This is a genomic window from Sphingomicrobium sp. XHP0239, from assembly GCF_039555325.1.
GTDB classification, from domain to species: domain Bacteria; phylum Pseudomonadota; class Alphaproteobacteria; order Sphingomonadales; family Sphingomonadaceae; genus Sphingomicrobium; species Sphingomicrobium maritimum.
The window spans coordinates 363,094-384,988 of the sequence record NZ_CP154608.1; the positions used below are offsets into that span (position 1 = coordinate 363,094).

The following is a 21,895-nucleotide window of genomic DNA, read 5'->3' on the forward strand; positions in this document are numbered from 1 at the left end:
GATCACATATGTTCGTTCGCGAGGTTGCCGAGTTCACCCCACATTCCCCCGGTCCCGCCGCCGAGCGCGGCGAGCGCCTGCAGGATCGCCACCGCGATGAGCGCGACGATCAGGCCATATTCAATCGCCGTCGCACCACGCTCGTCCAAAGCGAGGGTGCGCAAAAATTTCGGGATAGCCACCGCCATCCTCCTTCTGGTCTGGTCCACGCTCCGACCGTAGCGGGACAGAAGTTAAGAAAGTCTCGGCGGCCAAAGGTTAACTCGCTGGTGATCAACCGATCGGCAGGGATCTAGGCCGGCGCCCATCCCATGAAATGCAGCAATTCGATCGTCTCGCTGACGCGTCCGTCCCTGGTATCATCGATGAACGCCGCTTGCGCGCGGGAACGGGCAGCCCTGCTCATCGGCTGGCGGCTCCGTTCGACGAGGACATTGGTGGCCCCCATGCCGCGCAAGTCCCGAACGAGATCGGCCATCGCCGAATAGCGAATCTCGACCCGGTCCACGTCGACGACGGGCATTTGCAACCCGCTGGCGGCGAGAAGTTGTGTCAGACCCGCGGGATCGAGCCGTGGGTGAAAGCGCGGAGAGTGGCGCTGGCGGTCTGAATCGGCGGCTGCCATCGCGCGTCGGAGTTGCGGCAACAGGTCGCCGCCCGCCACGAAGCCGATCAGCAGTCCCTCCGCATCGAGCAGGAAACGAAGACGCAGCAGAACCTCGGAAAGGTCGTTGACCGTGGCCAGCGTTCCGGACGCGACGATCAGATCGAAGCTGCCCGGATCGAAGTCGATCTCATTCTCGTTCGCGCGACGGCCGTTCGCGTTCGTGGCTGCGCGGGGAGACGGATCGACGACCTCGAGCCGGTCGACGCGACGCGCGAGCATCGCAACGTGCGCAGGATCGAGTGCGCCGATCAACAATGCCCGGTCGAACCGGCGCGTGATGGTATCGAGGCGCTCGCAGACATCTTCGATGGCGCGTTGCTCGAGGAAGGTTTCGGCGTCGTTGCGAACCGCGCGGTCGCGGCGCTGGACGCGGGCAGTCATGTCGAACAGGTCGGCCATTCGGCGGCTTGTGAAGAGCGCTTGCCCGCGCGACAAGGGGGTATGGCCGTCCTTGCCTCGACCGCGCGATCGCTACTCGACCTGGCTTTGCCGCCGCGTTGCGCAGGATGCGGCGAGATCGTCTCGAGCGTGGGGGATTTCTGCGCCGACTGTTTTATGGCCATCGACTGGTCGGGCACGGACGCCTGCACCCGCTGCGCCCATCCGCTCGAGGCGCTGGACGAGCGCGAATGCGCGGCGTGTCTGGCGCGTCCGGGGCCGATTGATGCCTTGGTCGCGGCGACCCACTATGGCGACATTACCCGCGCGATGGCGCTCAAGCTCAAATATTCGCGGCGGGTCGCACTGGCCCGGGTGATGGGCCGGGCGATGGCGCGGCGATTGGGGGAACGCGCCGTCGACGATGCTCTTCTCGTTCCGGTCCCGCTGCATCGCTGGCGCATCTGGAAGCGGGGATACAATCAGGCGGGGTTGCTGGCGGCGGATATTGCGCAGCGATCGGGAATTGCGTGGAGTGCCGACGCCCTGCAACGAACGCGGGCGACGCGATCGCTGGGAACGATGACCGCGCGCCAACGCGAGCGACAGGTGCGCGGCGCGTTCGATGCGGACGCGAGGCAGGTATCGGGCAGGACCGTGATCCTGGTGGACGACGTTCGTACCACGGGAAGCACGCTGTCCGCCTGTGCCGAAGCGCTTCGACGCGCCGGCGCGGCACGGGTCGAGGCGGTGGTCTGGACCCGCGTGGTGCGTTGAAGCGGGCTCGTGCGTTGACCGAGTGAACAAATGAGGAAATCCATGAGTGACGTCGAAATCTATACCAAGGCCACCTGCCCTTTCTGCATCCGCGCCAAGCGAATGCTCGACATGAAGAATGTCGATTATCGGGAAATCGAGATCAGCGGTGACGAGGAAAAACGCGCCGAAATGATTGAGCGATCGGATGGCGGGCGGACAGTGCCGCAGATCCTGATCGGCGGAAAGGCGATCGGCGGCTGCGACGAACTGTTCGCTCTCGAACGACAGGGCAAGCTCGACGCCATGCTGGCGGACTGACGTGACGCGCGTTGCGCTCTACCAATCGAACAGCGGGATCGATGCGGCGGCCAATGCCGAAGCGCTCGTCGATGCGGCGGGTCGTGCAGCGGATGGCGGGGCAGCGATGCTGTTTACCCCTGAAATGGTCAACCTCCTCGACCGCGATCGGAGGCGGGCGGCGGAAGCGATCGTTCCGGAACACGACGATGCGACGGTCGCGGCGGCTTGCCGAGCGGCAGGCGATCACGGGCTTTGGATCCATCTGGGATCGGTGGCGGTGGCCACGGACGACGGGAAATGGGTGAACCGTTCGATCCTCGTCGATCCCAGCGGCTCGATCATGGCGCGCTACGACAAGATGCATCTGTTCGACGTCGACGTGGGTCCGGGCAATCGCTGGCGCGAGAGCGACGTCTACCGCGCCGGGCAGCGGGCGGTACGCGTGAAGGATACGCCGGTCGGGGCGATGGGAATGACCATCTGCTACGATCTTCGCTTTCCGGCCTTGTTCGCTCGCCTCGCCGAGGCGGGCGCGAAGGTGGTGACGGTCCCCGCGGCGTTCACCGTGCCGACCGGCGAGGCGCACTGGCACGTGTTGCTGCGTGCCAGGGCGATCGAGGCGGGCATGTTCGTGATTGCGGCGGCGCAGGACGGGGTGCACGCGGACGGGCGCGAAACCTATGGCCACAGTTTGGTCGTCGATCCGTGGGGCGAGGTGCTCCTGGACATGGGCAACGGCGCGGGCGTGGGGTTCGCCGACATCGATCTGGACCGTATCGACGCGGTGCGGGAAAGGATTCCCGCGATATCCCACCGCCGCGAGGTGGCGCGGCTGGATGATTGAACTGCCCCGCATTGCAGGATAGATCGTCGGCGAAGGGCTCCGTAGCTCAGCAGGATAGAGCAGCAGTTTCCTAAACTGAAGGTCGCAGGTTCGAATCCTGCCGGGGCCACCAATTGTGATTTTTCGCGGTTTATCGGGATCGCGCTGTAGGAGACATCCAACATGAGCGACGATACTCCCACTGCCGGCGACCTCGTGACCGCCCCGCCGCGGATCGAGGTTCCCGAGGACGTACAGGAAGCGGTCCGGACGCTGCTACGCTGGGCGGGTGAGGATCCGGAGCGCGAGGGGTTGCTCGACACGCCGGCGAGGGTGGCGCGCGCATGGGCGGAGTATGCGCGCGGATACAGCGAGGATCCGGCCATCCACCTCGAGCGCACGTTCGAGGAAGTGGGCGGGTACGACGAGATCGTGCTGCTGAAGGACATCCCGTTCCAGTCGCACTGCGAGCATCACATGGCGCCGATCATCGGGAAAGCGGCGATCGCCTATTTGCCCGGCGACCGGGTGGTGGGAATTTCCAAGCTGGCGCGCGTGCTGCACGGGTTCGCGCGGCGTTTGCAGGTGCAGGAGCGGCTGACCGCGCAGGTAGCCGATTGCATCTGGGATCATCTCAAACCGCAGGGCGTGGCCGTGGTGATCGAGGCAAGCCATGCCTGCATGACCGCGCGCGGGGTCAACACGCCGGGCGTGATGATGACCACGAGCCGGATGATGGGGACGTTCCGCCAGGATCCGCGCAGCCGCGAGGAAGTGCTGGCGCTGATGGGCTACTGAACCAAGAAATTTCTTTCCCCAAAGCAATTTAGTCGATAGCGCTCCGTCTCGTTATGGCTGCGTCACTATCCTCCGCTTTCGCGAACGAACCCTCGCCCGCCTATTGCAGCGTGGAAGGCGACGACGCCCGCGTCGAGATCGTCGCGTCGTTCGACCCCGACAGCCTCGACGACGATCCAGAGCTCAACGCGCTTCGGCAGTTTGCCGCCGATCTGTGTGAGGCGCCGGCAGCGCTGATCACGATGGTCGAGAAGGACCGGCAGCGGTTCCTGTCGCGCCAAGGCACGGAAGAAACGGGAACGCCGCGAAGCATCAGTTTCTGCCAGCATGCGATGGTCGAAGGCGATATTTTCGAACTGCGCGACACGCGCAAGGACGAACGGTTCGCGGAAAACCCGCTGGTGATCAGCGAGCCGTACATCCGTTACTATGCGGGCGCGCCGCTGGTGTCGGTCGAGGGAGCGCCGCTCGGTACCCTATGCGTGCTGGATTTCGAACCGCGACCCGATGGGTTGACCGATCTGCAGCGGGACGGGTTGAAAGTTCTCGCACAGGCCGTGATGCGGCGGTTGCAGGCACGGCGCCGCGATATCGAATTCAGCCACGGCCGGGCGGAGGCCGACCGTCTGCTGCGCGAAAGCCAGCGGCAGTTCGACAATCTGGCCGATGCCCTGCCGCAGATGGCGTGGTCGACCGACGCCGATGGCATGGTCGATTATTTCAACGCCCGCTGGTACGATTTCACCGGCGCCGAGATCGGCGACCATGACGGCGACAAATGGGCCGAGGTCCTGCACCCCGACGATCGCGAGCGCGCGAGCGAGGTGTGGCGGAAGGCCGTCGAGAATATCGAGCCCTACGAAGTCGAGTATCGTCTGCGAAGGCACGACGGCGAATATGTGTGGACGCTGGCGCGCGGACTGCCGGTGACCGATGGCGACGGCAAGGTGCTTCGCTGGTTCGGGAGCAACACCGACATCCACCAGAACAAGATGCTGATGGAGAGCCAGGAGCTGTTGTCGCGCGAGCTCAGCCATCGCATCAAGAACATCTTCTCCGTCGTCACGGGGCTGGTCACCTTCGCGAGCCGATCGCATCCCGAGATGAAGTCGGTGACGACGTCGATCGGGGATCGCATCAATGCGCTGGGCCGTGCGCACAATTACGTGCGCCCGATGGCCGATCAGCCTGCGGAGGCGACGTGCCTGAACGAGGTCCTGGCCGATCTGTTCGCGCCTTATGCCGAGGGCGATCGACAGCGGGTGCGAATGGAGGGCGGCGCGATCGATATCTCCGAATCGAGCCTGACGCCGTTTGCGCTAATCTTTCACGAACTGGCCACCAACGCCGTCAAATATGGCGCGCTGTCGGTGGACGAGGGTCATGTCGACCTCAAGATCGTCGAGGATGGCGACGACGTGCTGATGGAATGGCGCGAACGCGGTGGTCCGCCCGCCGAGGAGCCCGAAGTGAAAGGGTTCGGTAGCGATCTTCTGGAGACGAGTCTGGTCCGTCAGTTGAAGGGTTCGATCGAGCGCCGCTGGCTCGACAGCGGGCTTGAGATGGACGTCCGCCTGCCGCGCGAACGGATCGTCGCGGGCGCCTGAACCTTTCGGGCGGTTCGCCGCTTGGGTGCGCGCCGCGCGGCCGTAAACCCTCCGAATTCCGAATCTCTGTCGTTCCGGCCTTCCGTGGTGATCCGGTAAGGACGCCTGTTGTCCTCGGTGGACCGGCAACGCGAACAAAAAGAACCAAAACGGTAAAAACGGCTTGACATTGTCACGCTGTTTGGGTACCACTTGGGAACAGTCGAAAATTGGGTCTCGCGGGGTTGGCGGGGTTTCAGAACCACGGATGGGGATCCGGCGGTTCGATCGACGGTGCATGGAGTTCGGGGCGAGCGGGAGGGAGCGGTCGTGCCCAGCAAAGACAAGGTCGTGGCGTTGCATCTGGAAGCGGGGGCGACGCCGAGAATGAAGAGCAAGCCCAACAGGATCAGCAAGGCGCAAGATACGGCGTTCTTCGATCATCTCGCGGCAAGCTGCAACGTCAAAAGGTCGGCACAGGCGGCGGGAATATCGCCGCAGCATTGCTATTCGCGGCGGCGCAGCGACGCGGCCTATCGGCGGCGCTGGGAAGACGCGTTGGCGGAAGGGTATGCGAAGCTCGAGCTGGCGTTGCTGGAACGGGCGATCCTGGGATCCGAGAAGGTCACGACGGCCTATGACGAGGAGAAGAAGGAAGTGCGATCCACGGTGGTGCGCGAATATTCGAACGCACTGGCGATGAGCCTGTTGAAGATGCACCGCGAGACGGTCGAGCTGGCGAGCCAGGCGCGGGGGGCCGGGTTCGACGAGCAGGCGGTGCGCGAGGCGCGCGCGGCGATCGAGACGAAACTGGAATTGCTAAGCGCGCGGGCGGCGGCGCGGCTGGCGGAGACGCATGCGGGCGGGACGGAGCGCGGGGGCGGCGCGTCTTGAGCCTGACGCTGCGGCAGATGCAGCTGCTCGCCGATCTGCCGCCCGCGCGACGACAGGAGATGCTGAACCGGTTGGAGACGGACGAGACGGTGCATCTCGACCGGCATTTCATGGCATGGGCGCACGCATCGCAGCTGCCCCCGCCGGGGGAGGCGTGGCGGACGTGGCTGCTGATGGGCGGGCGCGGTTTCGGCAAGACGCGCGCGGGATCGGAATGGATCTGCGGCCTGGCCGGACCGCGCAAGCGGCAGCGGATCGCGCTGGTCGGTGCGACGCTGGACGAGGCGCGGACGATCATGGTCGAGGGACGAAGCGGGTTGCTGGCGACGGCGGCGGCGCAGGGCGTGGCGCTGACGTGGGAGCGGTCGAGCGGGCTGCTGCGCTGGCCCGGCGGAACGGTCGCGCAGATCTTTTCGGGCGAGAGTCCGGAGGCGCTGCGCGGGCCCGAACATCATCACGCGTGGTGCGACGAACTGGGCAAGTGGGGCCGGGCGCAGGAGACATGGGACAATCTGCAGATGGGGCTGCGCGCGGGGGAGCGGCCGCGGTGCCTTGTCACGACGACGCCGCGGCCGTCGAAGCTGCTCGAGCGGTTGATGGCGGATGGGGATTGCGTGGTCACGAAGGGGCGGATGCAGGACAATATCAACCTGCCGCCCGCGTTCGTGGTGGCGATGGAAGCGCAGTATCGCGGGACGCGGCTGGGGCGGCAGGAGCTGGACGGCGACTATCTGAAGGAAGTCGACGGGGCGCTGTTCCCGCGCGACCTGCTGGCGCGGGGCCGTTGTGCGGTGGCGGAGAGTTACGAACGGATCGTGGTGGCGGTCGACCCGCCCGCGAGCGCCCGGGGCGATGCGTGCGGGATCGTGGTGGCGGGGCGCACCGGGGCAATGCGCCACGTCCTCGCCGATGCCAGCGTCGAACGGCCGAGCCCCGAACAATGGGCGCGGGCGGTGCGAACGGCCTTCGAGGCGTGGTCGGCCGATACGGTGGTGGCCGAGGCGAACCAGGGCGGGGACATGGTGAGGAGCGTGCTGCGCGCGGCGCACGCCACGATGCCGGTACGACTGGTCCATGCGCGGCGCGGCAAGAGCGTGCGGGCCGAGCCGATCGCCTGCGGGTTCGAGGCGGGGCGGATCGCGCTGGCAGGAACCTATCCGGCACTTGAGGACGAGTTGGCGGCGATGCGATCGGGCGGCGGCTACGAAGGGGAGGGGCGATCTCCCGACCGGGCGGATGCGATGGTGTGGGCGCTGTGGGCGCTCGAGGACGGACAGGCGGGGCAGCCGCGCGTGCGGCAGCTTTAGGCAGGGCAACAGACAAGGGAGCCAGTAATGAAGTGGCTTGAACAATGGCGGGGCGCCAAGAGCGCGCCCGCGCCGACGGGTGTGGCGTCACGCCGTGTGCCCGACTGGCTGACGGGCGGGGGCGCGGTGGGCGGCCCGGCACGGGGCTATGACGCGCGGCTCGAGGCGGCGGTGCTGAACAATCCGGTCGGGCATCGGGCGGTGAAGCTGATCTCGGGGGCGGTCGGCGGGCTGACGGTCGAGGCCATCGGCGAGGCGGGCGAGGCGGCGGCGGCGCTGGTCGGAGCCGAAGGGTTTCTCGAGACGGTGGCGATGCACGTGCTGCTGCACGGCAATGCCTATGTACAGGCGGTGCCGGGCGCCGACGATGCGCCGCAGCAGCTGGTGGCGTTGCGGCCCGAGCGGGTGAGCGTGCTGACCGACGGGGCGGGATGGCCCACGGGGTTCGCCTATCGGATCGGAAGCAAGACGCAGCGGATCGCGGCGAAGGACGCGCTGGAGCGGCAGCAGGTCGTGCATATCCGCGCCTGCCACCCACGCGACGACCATTACGGGCTGGGCAGCCTGGACGCGGCGATCGCACCGGCGAGCGTGCACAATGCGGCGGCGCGGTGGAACCAGGCGCTGCTGGACAATGCAGCGCGTCCGTCGGGCGCGCTCGTCCACCGAAGCGAGGACGGGACGCCGCTGACCGACCAGCAGTTCGCGCGGCTGAAGGCCGAATTGACGAGCCAGTACGAAGGCGCCGGCAATGCCGGGCGGCCGTTGCTGCTGGAGGGAGATCTCGACTGGCGGGCGTTCAGCCTGACCCCGGCGGACATGGATTTCGTGAAGCTGAAGGAAGCGGCGGCGCGCGACATCGCGCTGGCGTTCGGCGTGCCGCCGGTGCTGCTGGGGCTGCCCGGCGATGCGACCTATGCCAACGGGCGCGAGGCCGGACGCGCGCTGTATCGTCAGACGGTCCTGCCGCTGGCGAAGAAGATCCTGCGCGGCGTGGAGACGATGCTGTCGGACTGGATCGAACCGGTGCGGTTCGTGATCGACGAGGATCAGCTGTCTGAACTGATGGAGGACCGGTCGCGCCTGTGGACGGCGTTGAACGACGCGGATTTCCTGACCGACGGCGAGAAGAGGGCGATGCTCGGTTTCCCCGCGGAACGGCCCGAATGAGCGCCAAGAGCGTGCTGGCCGAGCTGTTCCGGCAAGCGGACGAGATGGGCATGGAGGCGGTGACGCTGTCGGCGCTGATCGAGGAGGCGAGTGAGCGCGGCGCGCGCCGGGCGCTGACGAGCCTGGGTCTCGAGGACAAGGCGGCGCGGCGGGACATGGACGATCTGCGCGAGCTGCTGGGCGCGTGGCGGAGCGCGAAGAAGAGTGCGGGCGCGGCGGTGGTGAGCTGGGTCGTAAAACTGGCGCTGGCGCTGCTGCTGGTAGGACTGGCGGTGCGGGTCGGGATGGTGCCGGGGATCGGGCGGTGACGCGCTTCGCGGGTTATGCCGCGCTGTTCGACCTGCCCGATGCCGGGGGCGACGTGATCGCGCGGGGCGCCTTCGCGCGCAGCCTGGCGACGAGCGGGGGCAGGGTGCCGCTGCTGATCCAGCATCGTGGCGGAGTCATCGCGGGCGAGATCGAGACGCTGGCGGAGGACGAGCGGGGGCTGCGCGTGATCGCGCGGCTGGGCCGACACGCGGCGGGGCGGTCGGCGCGGCGGTTGCTGAAGGCGGGAAAACTGAACGGATTGAGCTTCGGCTATCGCACGACGCGGGCCGGAAGAGCGGGCCCGCACCGGCGGCTCGACGAGGTGGAGCTTGTCGAGGTGAGCCTGGTCGCGAGGCCGATGCAGCCACGGGCGCGGGTGCACAAAATCGAGGAGGACGATGGTGAAATTGGAGACCAAAATGGCGAATGAGACATTGCTGGCGAGCTTCGAGGACGGGACTTCGGTCGAGGTCGCGGCGCTCAAGGACGAAGTCGCGGCGCTGAAGCGACGGATGGCGGGGTCGGCGGAGCGCGTCGCGCTGGGCGAGACCAAATCGGCGGCGGCGAGCGGGTTTTCGGATCGCTACCTGCGGCGCGGCGATGCGGGCGGGCTGGAAGCGAAGAGCCTGGAATCGAACGATGCGCTGGGCGGCTATGCCGTCCCGCAGGAGATCGACGGCAAGATCGACGCGACGCTGAAAGCGATTTCACCCATCCGTTCGATCGCCAATGTGGTCACCGTCGGAAGCGCGGGCTATCGCAAGCTGGTGGCGTCGGGCGGAACGCCGTCGGGATGGGCCAATTTCGAGGAAGCACGTCCCGAAACGGCGACGCCGACGTTCCACGAGATCGTGCCGGCGTCGGGCGAACTGTTCGCCAATCCGGCGGCGACGCAGCAGATGCTGGACGATGCGGTGTTCGACGTCGAGAGCTGGCTGGCCGAGGAGGTGGCGACCGAATTCGCGCGCGCCGAGGGGGCCGCCTTCGTCAACGGGACGGGCGTGAACCAACCGTTGGGGTTCCTTTCCTCGCCGGTTTCGGCGAACGGCGACGGCAGCCGCGCGATGGGCACGTTGCAGACGGTGGGAACGAGCGTGGCGGGCGGTTTTCCCGCGAGCGATCCCGGCGACGTGCTGCTGGACCTGATCCAGACGCTGAAGCAGCCGTATCGGCAGGGCGCGGTGTTCGTGATGAACAGTTCGACCGCGGCCACGATCCGCAAGTTCAAGACCGACGACGGTGCCTATATCTGGCAACCCGGGCTGCAGGCGGGCGTGCCGTCGAGCCTGCTCGGCTATCCGGTGATCGAGGCCGAGGACATGCCCGATATCGCAAGCGGCAGCCTGTCGATCGCGTTCGGCAACTTCAAGGCGGGCTATACCATCGCCGATCGCGGCGAGACGGTGGTGCTGCGCGATCCCTATACCAACAAGCCGTTCGTGCATTTCTACGCGACGCGACGGATCGGGGGTCAGGTAACCAATTCGGAGAGCATCAAGCTCCTCGAATTCGCCTGATCATCCGTAGGCGGTGGGCGGGATATGCCCCCGATGCCCGCCCGCCGCCGCTTTCCAGTCTCGCTGGTTCGAGACATGACGCCCCTCGGCTTCGTTCGGGACGAACGGGGGAGGCTATTCGTGGAAGACGCCTATGACCGATGTGAAGTTTGCCGATCTGGTTCGTGAGACGACCACGACGAGCGGCACCGACAATCTGATCCTGAAGGGGCCGCCGGCGGGCTATCGCGCGTTCGCCGATGCGCTGGAGCCGGGAGACGAATTCTATTATTCGATCGTCAACCAGTCGCGACCCGACGAGACCGAGACGGGTGTCGGCCGGCTGGAGGGCGATGGAACGATCGCGCGGACGCCGACGAGCGGAGAGGCGACCGATTTCTCGAACGGCGCGAAACAGGTGGCGCTGGTCGTCGGCGCACCCTGGTTCGAGGAGGTCGCCAAGGGCGGTGCCGGCAATGGCGGCGGGACGCCCGACCTTCCGAGCCTGGGGTTCGTCAACGTCACCGAATTCGGGGCGATGATCGATGAGAACAGTTCGGTCGGCTCCGATGCGAACCGACAGGCTTTCGCCGATGCGGCGTCGGCGGCGGTCGCGCAGGGCAAGGACCTCAAGGTGCCTGCCGGAACCTACTGGATCGACGCCGCATCGGGGACGGCGTCGGGCGTGCGGATCAGTATTCCCGACGGGGAGCGGCTGCGGATCGTGGGAGAGCCGGGCGCGGTCATCAAGCGCCGCGCGGCGCCGACGATGAGCGCGACGTCGAGCCTGATGTTCCTGATCGGCAATGCGGGGTCGACCTACGAATTCCACAACATCACGTTCGACGGGAACGAGGCCAATTGCGAGTTCGACGCGGAAAATCTCTTTGCCGAGGAGCAGTCGGCTAACGTGAAATGGTTGCTGGGGACGGGAACGCCCAAGGCGATCCGGTTCTTTCACTGCGACGTGGGCAGGAACCGTGTCGGCGACGGCTATCACCAGAACATCCGCATCGAGCATTTCATGGCGTCCGATTGCGCGACCGTGGACGCGGCGGTGCGGCGACCGCGGGCGGACTGGCAGTTTTCCTATTATTCGACGTTCGGCACGATCATGACGAATTGCGAATGCAACAGCTGGGAGAGCGAGCCCTACGCGACGCCCGCGACGATGACGCTGATGCTGTCGAACATGGTGATCCATTCGACGCTGGACCTGGCGGGGGACAGCAACGGAACCGAGATCAACCCGGTGCGGGCGCAGTTCGACAATGTCACGGTCCGGTCGGATACGGCCCGGTCGGGGCTGCCGTTCGTCAATTTCTATCGCGTGCACGGGTCGTTTTCGAACTGTCGGCTGGCGGGCATCCGGCGCATCCAGCGTTGCAAGCTGACGATCGCGAACAGCGACATCATCGTGCATGACGCGGGCGGCGGCGCGGCCAAGGCGCTGGAGATCTGGCACGACCAGATTTCGGAGAGCTATGCGCCTTATACCGAGCGGTTCGGCAATGCGGTGACGTTCGACCATGTGCGCTTCAAGGCGGGGCCGGGCGTGGTCACGGGCGGCTATGTCGACGGCCCGAACGCGGTCACGCTGGCGGGACAGCTGGGCCCCAAGATGGTGCGGGTCTCGTTCCACCATTGCGAGGTCGTCGACCCCCTCGACTATGTCGCGAGCTTCGGGAGCGCGGGCGATGTGGAGGCGGTCGGCGGTGCGCTGAAGGCCAACGCGTTTCTGTTCAAGGCCAATACGGGGGGCAGCTATTTCACGCGGATGCTGCTGAGTGCCTGTCCATTGTGGGATGCGCCGCTGTTGCTGGACTTCGCGTCGCCGCCGAACGTCGCGGGGGCGCATTTCATCCTGTCCGGCGAGCTGCTGGCCGACCGGCTCGGGGGCGGGGTGATGCAGCTGGTGCCCTATCATACGGCGGACCCGGCCAACATCACCTGGCACGTGACGATGACCCTGTTGGTGTCGAGCGATCCGAACGGGACCTACAAGACCGTGCCGGGGCTGCGAGCCAAGATCGCGCGGCCCGAGCGGGGGCGGCCGGTGAGCTACATCGCGTCGCACGCGAGCTTCAACACGCATCGCAATTTCGGCGGAACGGTGTGGGACGTGCTCGACCAGCCGCTGCTGTCGGGAAGCAAGGCGGTGAGCGGGCTGGCCGTGGCAGCGGGCGAGCGCAAGACGGCCACCACCGTGACCGTAACGGGCGCGCGGGTCGGGGACATGGTCGCGGGCGTGTCGCTGGCAGCGGGGCTGCAGGGTGTCGAGGCGCGCGGCGAGGTCACGGCCAACGATAGCGTGACGGTCACCGTCCATAATCCGAGCGGGAGCGCGGTCACGCTGGCGGCGAGCGTCTGGCACGTGCGGCTGCGAAAGGCGGTGTGACGATGAGCATCTCCGCCCCCGCCGTGTCCGAGGCCGCCATCGGCGAGATCGATGGCCGGTCGCAGCGTCGCGTGCCGCCAAAACGCCGGATCCAGTCGCTGGCCGACCGGATCGCACAGCCCGAGCCGCGCTGAGCCGCTGCCGACCTTCGCAACAAGCGAACAGAAGAAAAGGAAGACGTGATGAGCCTGATCCTGAAGGATCCGCAGGCCGCGCTCGACTACGAGATCGACTGGGGTGCGGATTATCTCGACGGCGATACGCTGGTCGAGAGCAAGTGGAGTGTGTTTCCGCACGGCGAAGGCGGGGTGGCGGTGAGCGCGTCGCGCTTCGCGACGACGGTGGCGACGGTGACGGTCGAAGGCGGACTGCCGGGACATGTCTATCGATTGTCGAACCAGGTCGTGACGGCGGGTGGACGGAGCGACCGGCGGTCGATCATGTTGCGCGTGGAGGCGCGCTGATGAGCGGGACAATCGACAAGGGCGCGCTGCCGGTGTCGATCGGCGAAGCGCAGGCGTTCGTTCGGGTCGAGACCGGCGAGGAAGAGGCGCTGCTCGCGGCGCTGGTGCGGACGGCGAGCGCGGTGTGCGAACAGTTCATCGGGCAATGGATCATGGACCGCGCGTTCGAGGCGATCGTGGCGAGCAGCGGAGACTGGGTGCGGCTGGCGGTGACGCCGGTCAACGCGATCACGGACGTGGCCGCGGTGCTGCCCGACGGAACGCGGCAGGCGCTGGCGTTCGGGTCGTACGAGGTGGATATCGACGCGGACGGTGTAGGCTATGTGCGGTTGCCGTCCGGAGGGTCGGCGCAGCGCCTGGCGGTGGCCGGACGTGCGGGGATGGCGGCCGAGCAGAACGAGGTTCCCGAACCGCTGCGGCAGGGGATCCTGCGGCTGACCGCGCATTTCTTCGCGCATCGCGATGCCGACGATACGCCGCCGGCGGCGGTGACGGCATTGTGGAAGCCGTATCGGCCGGTGCGCCTGTGAGCCACGCGGAGGAGTTCGCCGGACGGCTGCGGGAGCGCGTCGTCATCGAAGCGCCGGTCGAGGAGCGAACGCCGACCGGCGTGCGCGTCGGCGAGTGGCGCGAAGTGGCGCGGTGCCTGGCGGCGATATCGGCGCGGGGAGCGGGCGCGGAGGCCGAGGGCATGGCGCTGTCTGCCATGGGACGCTTCGTGGCGACGATCCGCTGGCGAGACGGGATCGCGATGGGACAGCGGCTGCGCTGGCGCGGGCGGCTGTATCTGATCCGGCGGCTGATGGACGACCCGCGGCTGCCCGATCGCATCGAACTGGAAATCGAGGAGTGGCGCGCATGAACTGGGATGCGGCGGTGGCGGCGCGGGGCAGGCGTGCCGCGGAGATCGAGGCGATGCGGATCGCGGCGGCGCTGGGGGATGCCGGTCGCGGCCTTCGGATCGAGCGGAACGGAGCGGAGGTGCGCGTGGTCGCGAGCGGGTTGTTCCAGCGGATGCTGCACGAGCCCGCGTTGCGCTTTGCCGCACGGTGGGGCCGATGAGCGCCGGGGCGGCGTTGCAGGCCGCGATCGTGAGGGCGCTGGAGCCCGTCGACGGCCTGAGCGGCATCTACGACGGGCCACCGGCGCGTGCGGCCTATCCCTACGTCGCGGTCGACGCGCGGGACGAACGCGACTGGGGGCACAAAACGGGCGCAGGCCGCGAGGTGCTGGCGGCGGTGACGGTGTGGGACGACGTACCCGCGCGGCTGGAGGCGCTGATCGAAGAGGTCGAGCCCGCGCTGGCGGCGATCGGGCCGGTCGAGGGGTGGCAGCTGGTGACGCTCAACTTCGTGAAGCGGGGGCTGAAACGCGACGTGGCGGGGCCGTGGGCCGGGCAGATGGATTTTCGGGCGCGCCTGTTGGCGGCCCCAGAATATACTGAGGAGAGCGAATGATGGCGGCGGAAAAGGGCAGCGCGTTCCTGCTGAAGATCGGGGACGGCGGAGCGCCGATCACCTATGCGACGGTGGCGGGGCTGAAGACGACGAACCTGACGATCAACGGCGACGCGGTGGCGATCACCAACAAGGATTCCGGCGGGTGGCGCGAACTGCTGTCGGGCGCGGGAGTGCGGTCGGTGAGCGTGTCGGCGAGCGGGATCTTCACCGGGTCCGATGCGGAGGTCCAGGTGCGTGGACTGGCGCTCGACGGGGGCATCGACGACTACGAACTGAGCTTCGAGAGCGGCGAGACGATGCGCGGGCGCTTCCTGGTCAGTCGGCTGGATTATGCGGGCGATTACAACGGGGAGCGGACCTACACTTTGAGCCTCGAGAGTAGCGGGCGGGTGACGAGCCAGTGAATCCGGCGCGCGGCGAGGCGAGCTTTCGCGTCGGGGATGCCGAACTGACGCTGCGGCCGAGTTTCGCGGCGCTGGTGGCGGCGGAAGGCGAAATCGGACCGTTGTTCGCGTTTGCCGAGCGGGCGGCGGAGGGGCAGCTGGCGTTGGGCGAGATTGCGGTGCTGTTCGACCATCTGTCGCGCGAGGGGCGGCCCGCGGCGGTCACGCGCGAACGGATCGGCGAGGCGCTGGTCGCGGGCGGCATGGTCGCGGCGATGCCGGCGGTAAAAGCGGTCCTGACGCAGGTGCTGTCGGGGCGGGCGTGACGTTCGCGAAGAGCGCGGCGCGGCTGGCGGGGCTGGCGGCGCGAGGGTTGGGATGGACGCCCGATACCTTCTGGGCGGCGACGCCGCAGGATTTACTGAATGCGCTGGGGTTGGGCGACGGCGGGCAAGGGCTGGCGGACGAGGACGTGCGCTCGCTGCGGGTATTGATGGACGGGGAGTGAGATGGCCGAGGAACTGGACGAACTGGTGGTGCGGGTGCGGGCGGATACGCGCGCGGTTCGGCAGGAGCTGGACGCGGTGCGGCGCGAGGTGAACGGGCCGCTGGCCGAGGGGCTGGACCTACTGGGCGGGCGGATCGAAGGGGCGCTGTTGCGCGGCATACGGCAGGGCAAGCTCGGGTTCGAGGATCTGCAGCGAAGCGCGATGTCGGCGATGAATTCGATCGCGGCGGCGAGCTTGCGCGCGCTGCTGCCGGGCGGGCGGATCGGAGGGTTGAACCTCGGTTCGTTGCTCGGCGGGTTGGTGGGATTACCGGGGCGGCAGACGGGCGGGGCGGTCATGGACAACCGGCCCTATCTGGTCGGCGAGCGGGGACCGGAGCTGTTCGTGCCGGGATCGGCGGGGCGGGTCGAGCCGATGGCCCGCGCATCGGGAGCGGTGAACGTGTCGGTGTCGCTGCGCGCGCCGCCAAGCGAAAGGGAGGCGGCGATCCTGTCGCGAAGCTCGCGCCAGCTGGCGGCGGCGGTGCGGCGGGCGGTACGATAGATGCGGTTCTGGTATGCCAAACCGGACGCGCCGCTGGAGCGGTCGCCGGTCAAGCGCTTCGCGCCCAAGCATTGGACGGTCAATTTTCCGCGCGGGACGATCGCCTGTCTGCGGCTGGGCGAGGCGTCGCACCAGCTGCTGGTCGATGCGGAGTTCCTGCGCGAGGGCGACTTGGTCGGGCTGATCTGGGAAAGCGAGGACGAGTGGAGCCACCCGGCGCACGCACGGGTGACGGCACGGGATTATTCGGGAACGAAGCTAAGATTTCGCTGGCGGAGCGAGGGGCTGATCGCTCTCGACCAGATCAACGGGCCGACACTTACCATCGAGGGACGCGACGCGGACGGCAATCCGCGCGGGTGGTATGTGCGACTGTGGAACTACGCGAGCGGGTCGCCCGACGATGCTACAGTAAGTCTCGATTTCGACGCGATGGCGAGCGGGTGGGAGGCGGACGATCCGGTCGATCCGAGGGACATCGACAGGATGTTCATTTCGCTGGTGCCGCCCGATTACGTGCAGGGATCGGACGTCGTGCGCTCGGCGCCCGCGATCGGTTCGGTCGCGGTGACGGAGATCGAGTGCACGGGACCGGGAAGCGTGATCCTGGAAGGATCCAGCTGGCAACCGAAGCATCCGTTCAACGCGTGCACCGCCTATGACGACCTCTATAACCTGCCGCCCGAACGGGTGGCGGAGGCGGTCGATCGGCTGGGGCACGGCCCCATCGTCAATCACTATGTCGGCATGAGCCATTACATGGCGCTGGGCGGCGACGGGCGGATCGATACCGCGCGGCGCATGAACGGGCCCGCGCGGGTGTGGCACGAGGCCTTGGTGAAGGCGCTGCACGCTCAGGGGCGGCAGTTCATCTGGTCGTTGAGCTTCGAGCTTCTTGACGAATTCTGTCCGGAGCCGTGGAAGCAGCGGCGGTCTAACGGCGAGCCGGGGCTGACGGGATGGGTGCCGCCGTCCGCGCTGGTGTCGCCCGCGAACGATGCCGCCATCGAGTATCTGGGCACGATCCTGGACGAATGCCTCGAGATCGGATCGGCGGCGGGACTGGCGCCGAAGATCCAGATCGGCGAGCCGTGGTGGTGGATCGAGCCCGAGGACAAGCATATCTGCCTGTACGACGATGCGGCGCGGGCCGCGTTCGGGGGCGATCCGCCAGTGATCGAGCGGGTCGACGGTGACCTCTCGCAGGAAGAGAAGGATCTGCTCGACGAGGCGGGCGTGCTGCTGTCGGCGGCGACGCGGGCGCTGGTCGACCGGGCCAAGGCGAAGGAGCCGTCGACGGTATCGCACCTGTTGGCCTACCTGCCGAGCATCCTTGCGCCAGAGGCACCCGAGGCGAAACGGGCGAACCTGCCGATCGGCTGGGCGAGCCCGGCATTCGATGTGCTGCAGCTGGAAGACTATGACTGGGTGACCGACGATGTCGGGACGGGGCTGCGCAAGGCTGCGCTCGCCGAGGTCGATGCGCGGCTGGGCTATCCCACCGACGAGCAGCATTATCTGGCAGGCTTCGCGATCAACGAGACGACCGCGCGGGCGAACTGGCCGTTGATCATCGACGCGGCGAACGCGGCGGTGACGCGCGGCGTGGCGGACGTGTTCATCTGGGCGCTGCCGCAGATGATCCGCGAAGGCATCGTCATCTTTGGAGAGGAAGAGGCCGTGGAAGCCGTGAAGGATGTGGAGTTCCCGATCGCAGTCGGGGCGGAGGCAGGCGTGCGTCCGACCTTCTCGACGCAGGTGGTGGTGTCGGCGAGCGGGCACGAGCAGCGCAATGCCGACTGGCAACAGGCGCGGCTGGAATATGACGCGGGTCCCGGCGTGCGGTCGGACGCGGAGATGCGGGCGCTGATCGACTTCTTTCGTGCCCGGCGCGGGCGGGCCGAAGGCTTTCGTTTCCGCGATCCGTTCGATCATTCGTCGGCGCCGGACGGCGGCGATCCACGGCCGGAGGACCAGGAAATCGCGATCGCCAACGGGGTGCAGACCCGCTTCGCGCTGCTGAAGCGATACGGAGACGGGGAGACGCGGCGGATCACCCGCCCGGTGGTGGGTAGCGTGCGCGTGGCGGTCGACGGGGACGAGCAAGCGGCGGGCTGGACATTGGGCGAGGGGGGGATGGTCGAGTTCGCCGTCGCACCCGGCGAGGGCAGCGTCGTAAGCGCAGGTTTCCTGTTCGACGTGCCGGTGCGGTTTGCGGAGGATCGGCTGGACATCAATCGCGCGAGTTTCCTGGCAGGCGAGGCGCCGAGCGTTCCGCTCATCGAAGTGCGCGAGGGGGCGGCGTGATGCTGGATGCCGCGGTGATGCGGCTGGCATTCTGCTGGACGATCGAGCGGCGGGACGGCGCGGGGCTTGCCCTCACCAGCCACGACGAGACGATCACGATCGATGGCGTGCGGTTCACGCCCGGCGCAGGGTTGACGCCGCGCCAGCTTCGCTTCGACGGGGCGAGCGAAGAGGGCGAGAGCGCGGTGACGGGGGCGGTGTCGAGTGCATTGCTCGACGAGGAATCCTTGCTGGCGGGGCTGTGGGACGGGGCGCGGGTGCGGATGTTCCTGGTCGACTGGAGCGATCCGGCGGACGGCGAGGTGGAGCTTCTGGCAGGCGAACTGGGCGAGGTCGGAAAGGTTGGCGCGGAATTCGAGGCGTCGTTGTTGACCGCCTTCGCGGCGTTGGAAGGACCCGCCTGTCCACGAACATCTCCGCTGTGCCGAGCGCAGCTGGGAGACCGGAAGTGCCGTGTCGACATGGAAGACTTGCGGCGATTTGCCGTGGTCGTTTCGTCCGATGGCGAGAAGATCGACGTGGCGGGCGGGAATGCCGACGGAATGGCGTTCGGGACCGCGCGCTTGCTCGACGGACCCCATCGGGGCGAGCGGTTCGTGGTCGTGGAGGCCGCGGGGGGCGGCATGCGACTGCGTGAGGCGCCGCGCTGGCCTATCGAGCCGGGGATGCGGTTGGAGTTGGTCGAGGGGTGCGACAAGACCTTCGCGACCTGTGTCGCGCGGTTCCACAATGCTCGCAACTTTCGGGGCGAGCCTCACCTTCCCGGCTCCGACCTGCTGACGCGGTATCCGGGCGCTTGAACATATTCGTGGCGCGGGCGCGCACGTATGTCGGCAGCCCCTTCCGGTTCCAGGGGCGCGAACACCAGAGCGGGTTCGATTGCGTCGGGTTGATCGTCGAGGTGTTCGCGCTGGAGCGTGACGCGATCCCGTCGGACTACGATTGGCGTGAACGGCGGGCGGACATGGACGCGATCGCAGGGCGGTACTTCGATGTCGGGCGCGGCGTGCCCGAGGAGGGTGATGTTCTGCTGATCCGAACGGGCAGGGGTCGCCGGCACCTCGCCATCTGGACGGGAAATGGGATCATCCATGCCGATGCGGTGCAGGGGCGGGTGGTCGAACGGCCCGGACACGTGCCTTGGCCGGTGGAGGCCGTCTGGCAACGCCGCCGCAACGACAAGGAAAGGACGGCGACATGGCGACCCTAGTCTTGCAATCGGTGGGTTCGGCGGTGGGCGGACCCCTGGGCGGCGCGATCGGCGCGCTGGTCGGACAGCAGATCGATCAGCGGGTGTGGGGACCCGGGCCACGGCGCGGGCCGCGGCTGGGCGATCTGGCGGTACAGGGGTCGCACTATGGCGCGGCGGTGCCGGCCATCTACGGCACGATGCGGGTGGCCGGCACGATCGTCTGGGCAACCGACCTGCAGGAATCGGAAGCAGTCAGCGGCGCAAAGGGGCAGCCGGACCGCATCACCTACAGCTATAACGCCAATTTCGCGATCGCCCTGTCGTCGCGGGTCAAGGGTTCGATCGGGCGGGTCTGGGCGGACGGCAAGCTGCTGCGCGGCGTGGCCGGAGACCTGAAGGTCCCGGGAGTGATGCGCGTTCTCGGGGACGGCGAGGCGCGTGATGTGGACCCGCTGATCGCGAGCGTGGAAGGCCAGACGCCGGCGTATCGAGACTATCTGGTCGTGCTGTTCGAGGGGCTGGAATTAGCGGCATTCGGCAACCGGATCCCGATGCTGACCTTCGAGGTGGTGGCCGACGAGGCGATCCCGCTGCGCGAGATTCTGAAAGATGCGACGGGCGGCGTTCTTCGCTGCGCCGACGAGCGTCCCGTGCGTGGCTACGCGGTTCATGGCGACACGATCGGCGATGCGCTGGAGCCGCTGTTGAAGATGGTCGATCGACCGATCGAGGCGCGTGGCGACCGGCTGGAAATTTCGGACACTGGCGCGAGCATCGGCATCCGCGCGGAGCATCTCTCTGCCGGCGCCGAAGAGGCGGGCAGTCCGGCGCAGGAGATACTGCTTCCCGATGCGCGGATGCCGAACCGGATGGCGGTCGACTATTACGATCCCGACCGCGACTATCAGGCCGGGCGCAGCGTCGCCCATTCGTTCGGCGGTCGGCGGGAGGTTTCGATCGAAGCGCCGATGGTGCTGAGCGCAACCGACGCAAGGAGCTGGTGCGAGGACGCAATGCGGCGGGCGTGGCGGTCCCGGCGCACCCTGGAGGTGCAATTGTCGCCCGCCCACCTGGATTTGCGGCCGGGGACGCGCATACGGCTCGGCGGCGGGCCATCGACGTGGGAAGTCCTGTCGGTGGAGATCGAGCGGTTCGTGGCGAGAATTCGCGCGCGGTGGATCGGCGATCGGCTGGATCGCGCCGTCCTTCCGGCGGATCCGGGCCGGCATTTGCCATCGCTGGACGTCGAGCGGGCGGCGAGCGTGGTCGCGCTTGCCGAACCCCCCGATCTGGACGGGAGCGGACGGTGCGTGGCGATGCTGGCATGCGCGAATGCCAGTCCCGGATGGTCGGCGGTTCCCGTCGACGTCGCGGTCGGCGAACGGTGGTCGACGATGCAGAGCGCCGGGCGGGAAGCGATCATCGGATCGGTGGAAGGGGCGCTGGCCGACGGGCCGTCGGCGCTGGTCGATCGTCGATCGAGCCTAGTCGTGCGACTGATCGATCCGGCGCTGTCGCTGGTGTCGGTCGGGGAGGCCGCGCTGTGGTCGGGAGCGAACATGGCGATGATCGGCCGCGAACTCGTGCAGTATCAGCATGCGGAAGCGATGGGGGAGGGGCGGTTTCGATTGTCCGGTTTCCTGCGCGGCCGGCGCGGGACGGAAGACATGACCGCGTCGCACGGGGAGGGCGAGATGTTCGTGCCCGTCGATCCCCATCGCATGACGCTGGTCGATCTCGATCCCGAACGGGTGGGCGCGCGGGTTATCGCGGTGCCGGTCGGGTTCGCGGATGCGAGCAGCCAGGAAGCGGACATGATTTTCGAGGGTCTCGCGCTGCGGCCGCCCTCTCCGGTTCATCTGGTGGGGTCGACGGACGGCGAAACGCTGTCGCTGCGTTGGGTGCGGCGAAGCCGGATGGGGTTCGGCTGGGCGGACGGGATCGATGCGCCGCTCGGCGAAGCGCGTGAAGCCTATCGCTGCGAGATCGTCGGAGCGGACGGGACGGTGACCGTCGAGACCGAACAGCCCAGCTTGAGCGTGTCGATCGGTTCACTGGCGCCAGCGGGGGCGGGGCCATGGACCGTCAGAGTGTCGCAGATCGGCGATCGCGCGCTGTCGTCTGCCGCAACAATCACGATCGAGGAGTAAGC

The 21,895-nt window shown here is 67.6% G+C and carries 28 protein-coding genes and 1 tRNA gene; 27 read left to right on the top strand and 2 right to left on the bottom strand.

Going from position 1 to position 21,895, the window contains the following annotated elements; translation table 11 throughout:
- Positions 1–2 precede the first annotated feature (2 nt).
- Both WJT74_RS01785 and WJT74_RS01790 read right to left on the bottom strand, forming a co-directional pair.
- Complete coding sequence (locus WJT74_RS01785) at positions 3–182, bottom strand: Flp family type IVb pilin (protein ID WP_343346149.1); 180 nt, start codon at positions 180–182, stop codon at positions 3–5.
- Positions 183–292: 110 nt separating this feature from the next.
- Positions 293–1,066: a methyltransferase domain-containing protein gene (locus tag WJT74_RS01790; protein ID WP_343346151.1), complete on the bottom strand. Its 774-nt coding sequence runs from the start codon at positions 1,064–1,066 to the stop codon at positions 293–295.
- A 42-nt stretch (positions 1,067–1,108) separates the two neighbouring features.
- Between WJT74_RS01790 and WJT74_RS01795 the strand changes: the two genes are divergently transcribed.
- The 27 genes from WJT74_RS01795 (at position 1,109) to WJT74_RS01925 (ending at position 21,893) form a co-directional block, all read left to right on the top strand.
- Positions 1,109–1,822, top strand: coding sequence for a ComF family protein (locus WJT74_RS01795; protein WP_343346153.1), 714 nt, complete (start codon positions 1,109–1,111; stop codon positions 1,820–1,822).
- Positions 1,823–1,864: 42 nt separating this feature from the next.
- Positions 1,865–2,122 carry a glutaredoxin 3 gene (gene grxC / locus WJT74_RS01800; protein ID WP_343346155.1) on the top strand — a complete coding sequence of 86 codons (258 nt, stop codon included), beginning with the start codon at positions 1,865–1,867 and terminating at the stop codon, positions 2,120–2,122.
- A 1-nt stretch (position 2,123) separates the two neighbouring features.
- Positions 2,124–2,948, top strand: a complete 825-nt coding sequence (locus WJT74_RS01805; protein ID WP_343346158.1) for a carbon-nitrogen hydrolase family protein — start codon at positions 2,124–2,126, stop codon at positions 2,946–2,948.
- A gap of 35 nt (positions 2,949–2,983) precedes the next feature.
- Positions 2,984–3,060, top strand: a tRNA-Arg gene (locus WJT74_RS01810).
- A 50-nt stretch (positions 3,061–3,110) separates the two neighbouring features.
- Positions 3,111–3,725 carry a GTP cyclohydrolase I FolE gene (gene folE, locus WJT74_RS01815; protein ID WP_343346160.1) on the top strand — a complete coding sequence of 205 codons (615 nt, stop codon included), beginning with the start codon at positions 3,111–3,113 and terminating at the stop codon, positions 3,723–3,725.
- A gap of 53 nt (positions 3,726–3,778) precedes the next feature.
- Entirely contained in the window at positions 3,779–5,332 is a 1,554-nt protein-coding gene (locus WJT74_RS01820) for a PAS domain-containing protein (protein WP_343346162.1), read from the top strand.
- 309 nt (positions 5,333–5,641) lie between these two features.
- Positions 5,642–6,205, top strand: a complete 564-nt coding sequence (locus tag WJT74_RS01825) for a hypothetical protein (RefSeq protein WP_343346165.1) — start codon at positions 5,642–5,644, stop codon at positions 6,203–6,205.
- Positions 6,202–7,512: a DNA-packaging protein gene (locus WJT74_RS01830; RefSeq protein ID WP_343346168.1), complete on the top strand. Its 1,311-nt coding sequence runs from the start codon at positions 6,202–6,204 to the stop codon at positions 7,510–7,512. Before WJT74_RS01825 ends, WJT74_RS01830 begins: the two co-directional genes overlap by 4 nt.
- A gap of 27 nt (positions 7,513–7,539) precedes the next feature.
- Positions 7,540–8,682: a phage portal protein gene (locus WJT74_RS01835; RefSeq protein WP_343346170.1), complete on the top strand. Its 1,143-nt coding sequence runs from the start codon at positions 7,540–7,542 to the stop codon at positions 8,680–8,682.
- Complete coding sequence (locus tag WJT74_RS01840) at positions 8,679–8,990, top strand: DUF6127 family protein (RefSeq protein WP_343346173.1); 312 nt, start codon at positions 8,679–8,681, stop codon at positions 8,988–8,990. The genes WJT74_RS01835 and WJT74_RS01840 overlap by 4 nt, the downstream gene beginning before the upstream one ends.
- Positions 8,987–9,421 (top strand): HK97 family phage prohead protease, encoded by a 435-nt coding sequence (locus WJT74_RS01845; protein WP_343346175.1) that lies wholly within the window; start codon positions 8,987–8,989, stop codon positions 9,419–9,421. The genes WJT74_RS01840 and WJT74_RS01845 overlap by 4 nt, the downstream gene beginning before the upstream one ends.
- Positions 9,411–10,508: a phage major capsid protein gene (locus WJT74_RS01850; RefSeq protein ID WP_343346178.1), complete on the top strand. Its 1,098-nt coding sequence runs from the start codon at positions 9,411–9,413 to the stop codon at positions 10,506–10,508. The genes WJT74_RS01845 and WJT74_RS01850 overlap by 11 nt, the downstream gene beginning before the upstream one ends.
- Before the next feature lie 133 nt (positions 10,509–10,641).
- Positions 10,642–12,885: a hypothetical protein gene (locus WJT74_RS01855; RefSeq protein ID WP_343346181.1), complete on the top strand. Its 2,244-nt coding sequence runs from the start codon at positions 10,642–10,644 to the stop codon at positions 12,883–12,885.
- 2 nt (positions 12,886–12,887) lie between these two features.
- Positions 12,888–13,019, top strand: a complete 132-nt coding sequence (locus tag WJT74_RS01860) for a hypothetical protein (protein WP_343346183.1) — start codon at positions 12,888–12,890, stop codon at positions 13,017–13,019.
- A 48-nt stretch (positions 13,020–13,067) separates the two neighbouring features.
- Complete coding sequence (locus tag WJT74_RS01865) at positions 13,068–13,349, top strand: hypothetical protein (RefSeq protein WP_343346185.1); 282 nt, start codon at positions 13,068–13,070, stop codon at positions 13,347–13,349.
- Positions 13,349–13,879 (top strand): head-tail connector protein, encoded by a 531-nt coding sequence (locus tag WJT74_RS01870; protein WP_343346187.1) that lies wholly within the window; start codon positions 13,349–13,351, stop codon positions 13,877–13,879. The genes WJT74_RS01865 and WJT74_RS01870 overlap by 1 nt, the downstream gene beginning before the upstream one ends.
- A complete protein-coding gene (locus WJT74_RS01875) occupies positions 13,876–14,211 on the top strand; it encodes a phage head closure protein (protein WP_343346189.1) in 336 nt (111 codons plus the stop codon). Before WJT74_RS01870 ends, WJT74_RS01875 begins: the two co-directional genes overlap by 4 nt.
- Positions 14,208–14,411 carry a hypothetical protein gene (locus WJT74_RS01880; protein ID WP_343346191.1) on the top strand — a complete coding sequence of 68 codons (204 nt, stop codon included), beginning with the start codon at positions 14,208–14,210 and terminating at the stop codon, positions 14,409–14,411. Before WJT74_RS01875 ends, WJT74_RS01880 begins: the two co-directional genes overlap by 4 nt.
- Complete coding sequence (gene gp17, locus WJT74_RS01885) at positions 14,408–14,806, top strand: tail completion protein gp17 (RefSeq protein WP_343346193.1); 399 nt, start codon at positions 14,408–14,410, stop codon at positions 14,804–14,806. The genes WJT74_RS01880 and gp17 overlap by 4 nt, the downstream gene beginning before the upstream one ends.
- Positions 14,806–15,213: a phage major tail protein, TP901-1 family gene (locus WJT74_RS01890; RefSeq protein WP_343348241.1), complete on the top strand. Its 408-nt coding sequence runs from the start codon at positions 14,806–14,808 to the stop codon at positions 15,211–15,213. Before gp17 ends, WJT74_RS01890 begins: the two co-directional genes overlap by 1 nt.
- Entirely contained in the window at positions 15,210–15,518 is a 309-nt protein-coding gene (locus WJT74_RS01895) for a GTA-gp10 family protein (RefSeq protein WP_343346196.1), read from the top strand. Before WJT74_RS01890 ends, WJT74_RS01895 begins: the two co-directional genes overlap by 4 nt.
- Positions 15,515–15,700 (top strand): phage tail assembly chaperone, encoded by a 186-nt coding sequence (locus tag WJT74_RS01900; protein WP_343346198.1) that lies wholly within the window; start codon positions 15,515–15,517, stop codon positions 15,698–15,700. Before WJT74_RS01895 ends, WJT74_RS01900 begins: the two co-directional genes overlap by 4 nt.
- A 1-nt stretch (position 15,701) precedes the next feature.
- The gene (locus WJT74_RS01905; RefSeq protein WP_343346201.1) at positions 15,702–16,244 is read left to right on the top strand and encodes a tail tape measure protein; all 543 of its coding nucleotides are present in this window, start codon (positions 15,702–15,704) and stop codon (positions 16,242–16,244) included.
- Positions 16,245–18,551 (top strand): DUF2460 domain-containing protein, encoded by a 2,307-nt coding sequence (locus tag WJT74_RS01910; RefSeq protein WP_343346204.1) that lies wholly within the window; start codon positions 16,245–16,247, stop codon positions 18,549–18,551.
- The gene (locus WJT74_RS01915; RefSeq protein ID WP_343346207.1) at positions 18,551–19,351 is read left to right on the top strand and encodes a DUF2163 domain-containing protein; all 801 of its coding nucleotides are present in this window, start codon (positions 18,551–18,553) and stop codon (positions 19,349–19,351) included. The genes WJT74_RS01910 and WJT74_RS01915 overlap by 1 nt, the downstream gene beginning before the upstream one ends.
- A complete protein-coding gene (locus WJT74_RS01920; protein WP_343346209.1) occupies positions 19,348–19,761 on the top strand; it encodes an NlpC/P60 family protein in 414 nt (137 codons plus the stop codon). The genes WJT74_RS01915 and WJT74_RS01920 overlap by 4 nt, the downstream gene beginning before the upstream one ends.
- The gene (locus WJT74_RS01925) at positions 19,749–21,893 is read left to right on the top strand and encodes a phage tail protein (protein ID WP_343346211.1); all 2,145 of its coding nucleotides are present in this window, start codon (positions 19,749–19,751) and stop codon (positions 21,891–21,893) included. The genes WJT74_RS01920 and WJT74_RS01925 overlap by 13 nt, the downstream gene beginning before the upstream one ends.
- The last annotated feature ends 2 nt before the right edge of the window (positions 21,894–21,895 follow it).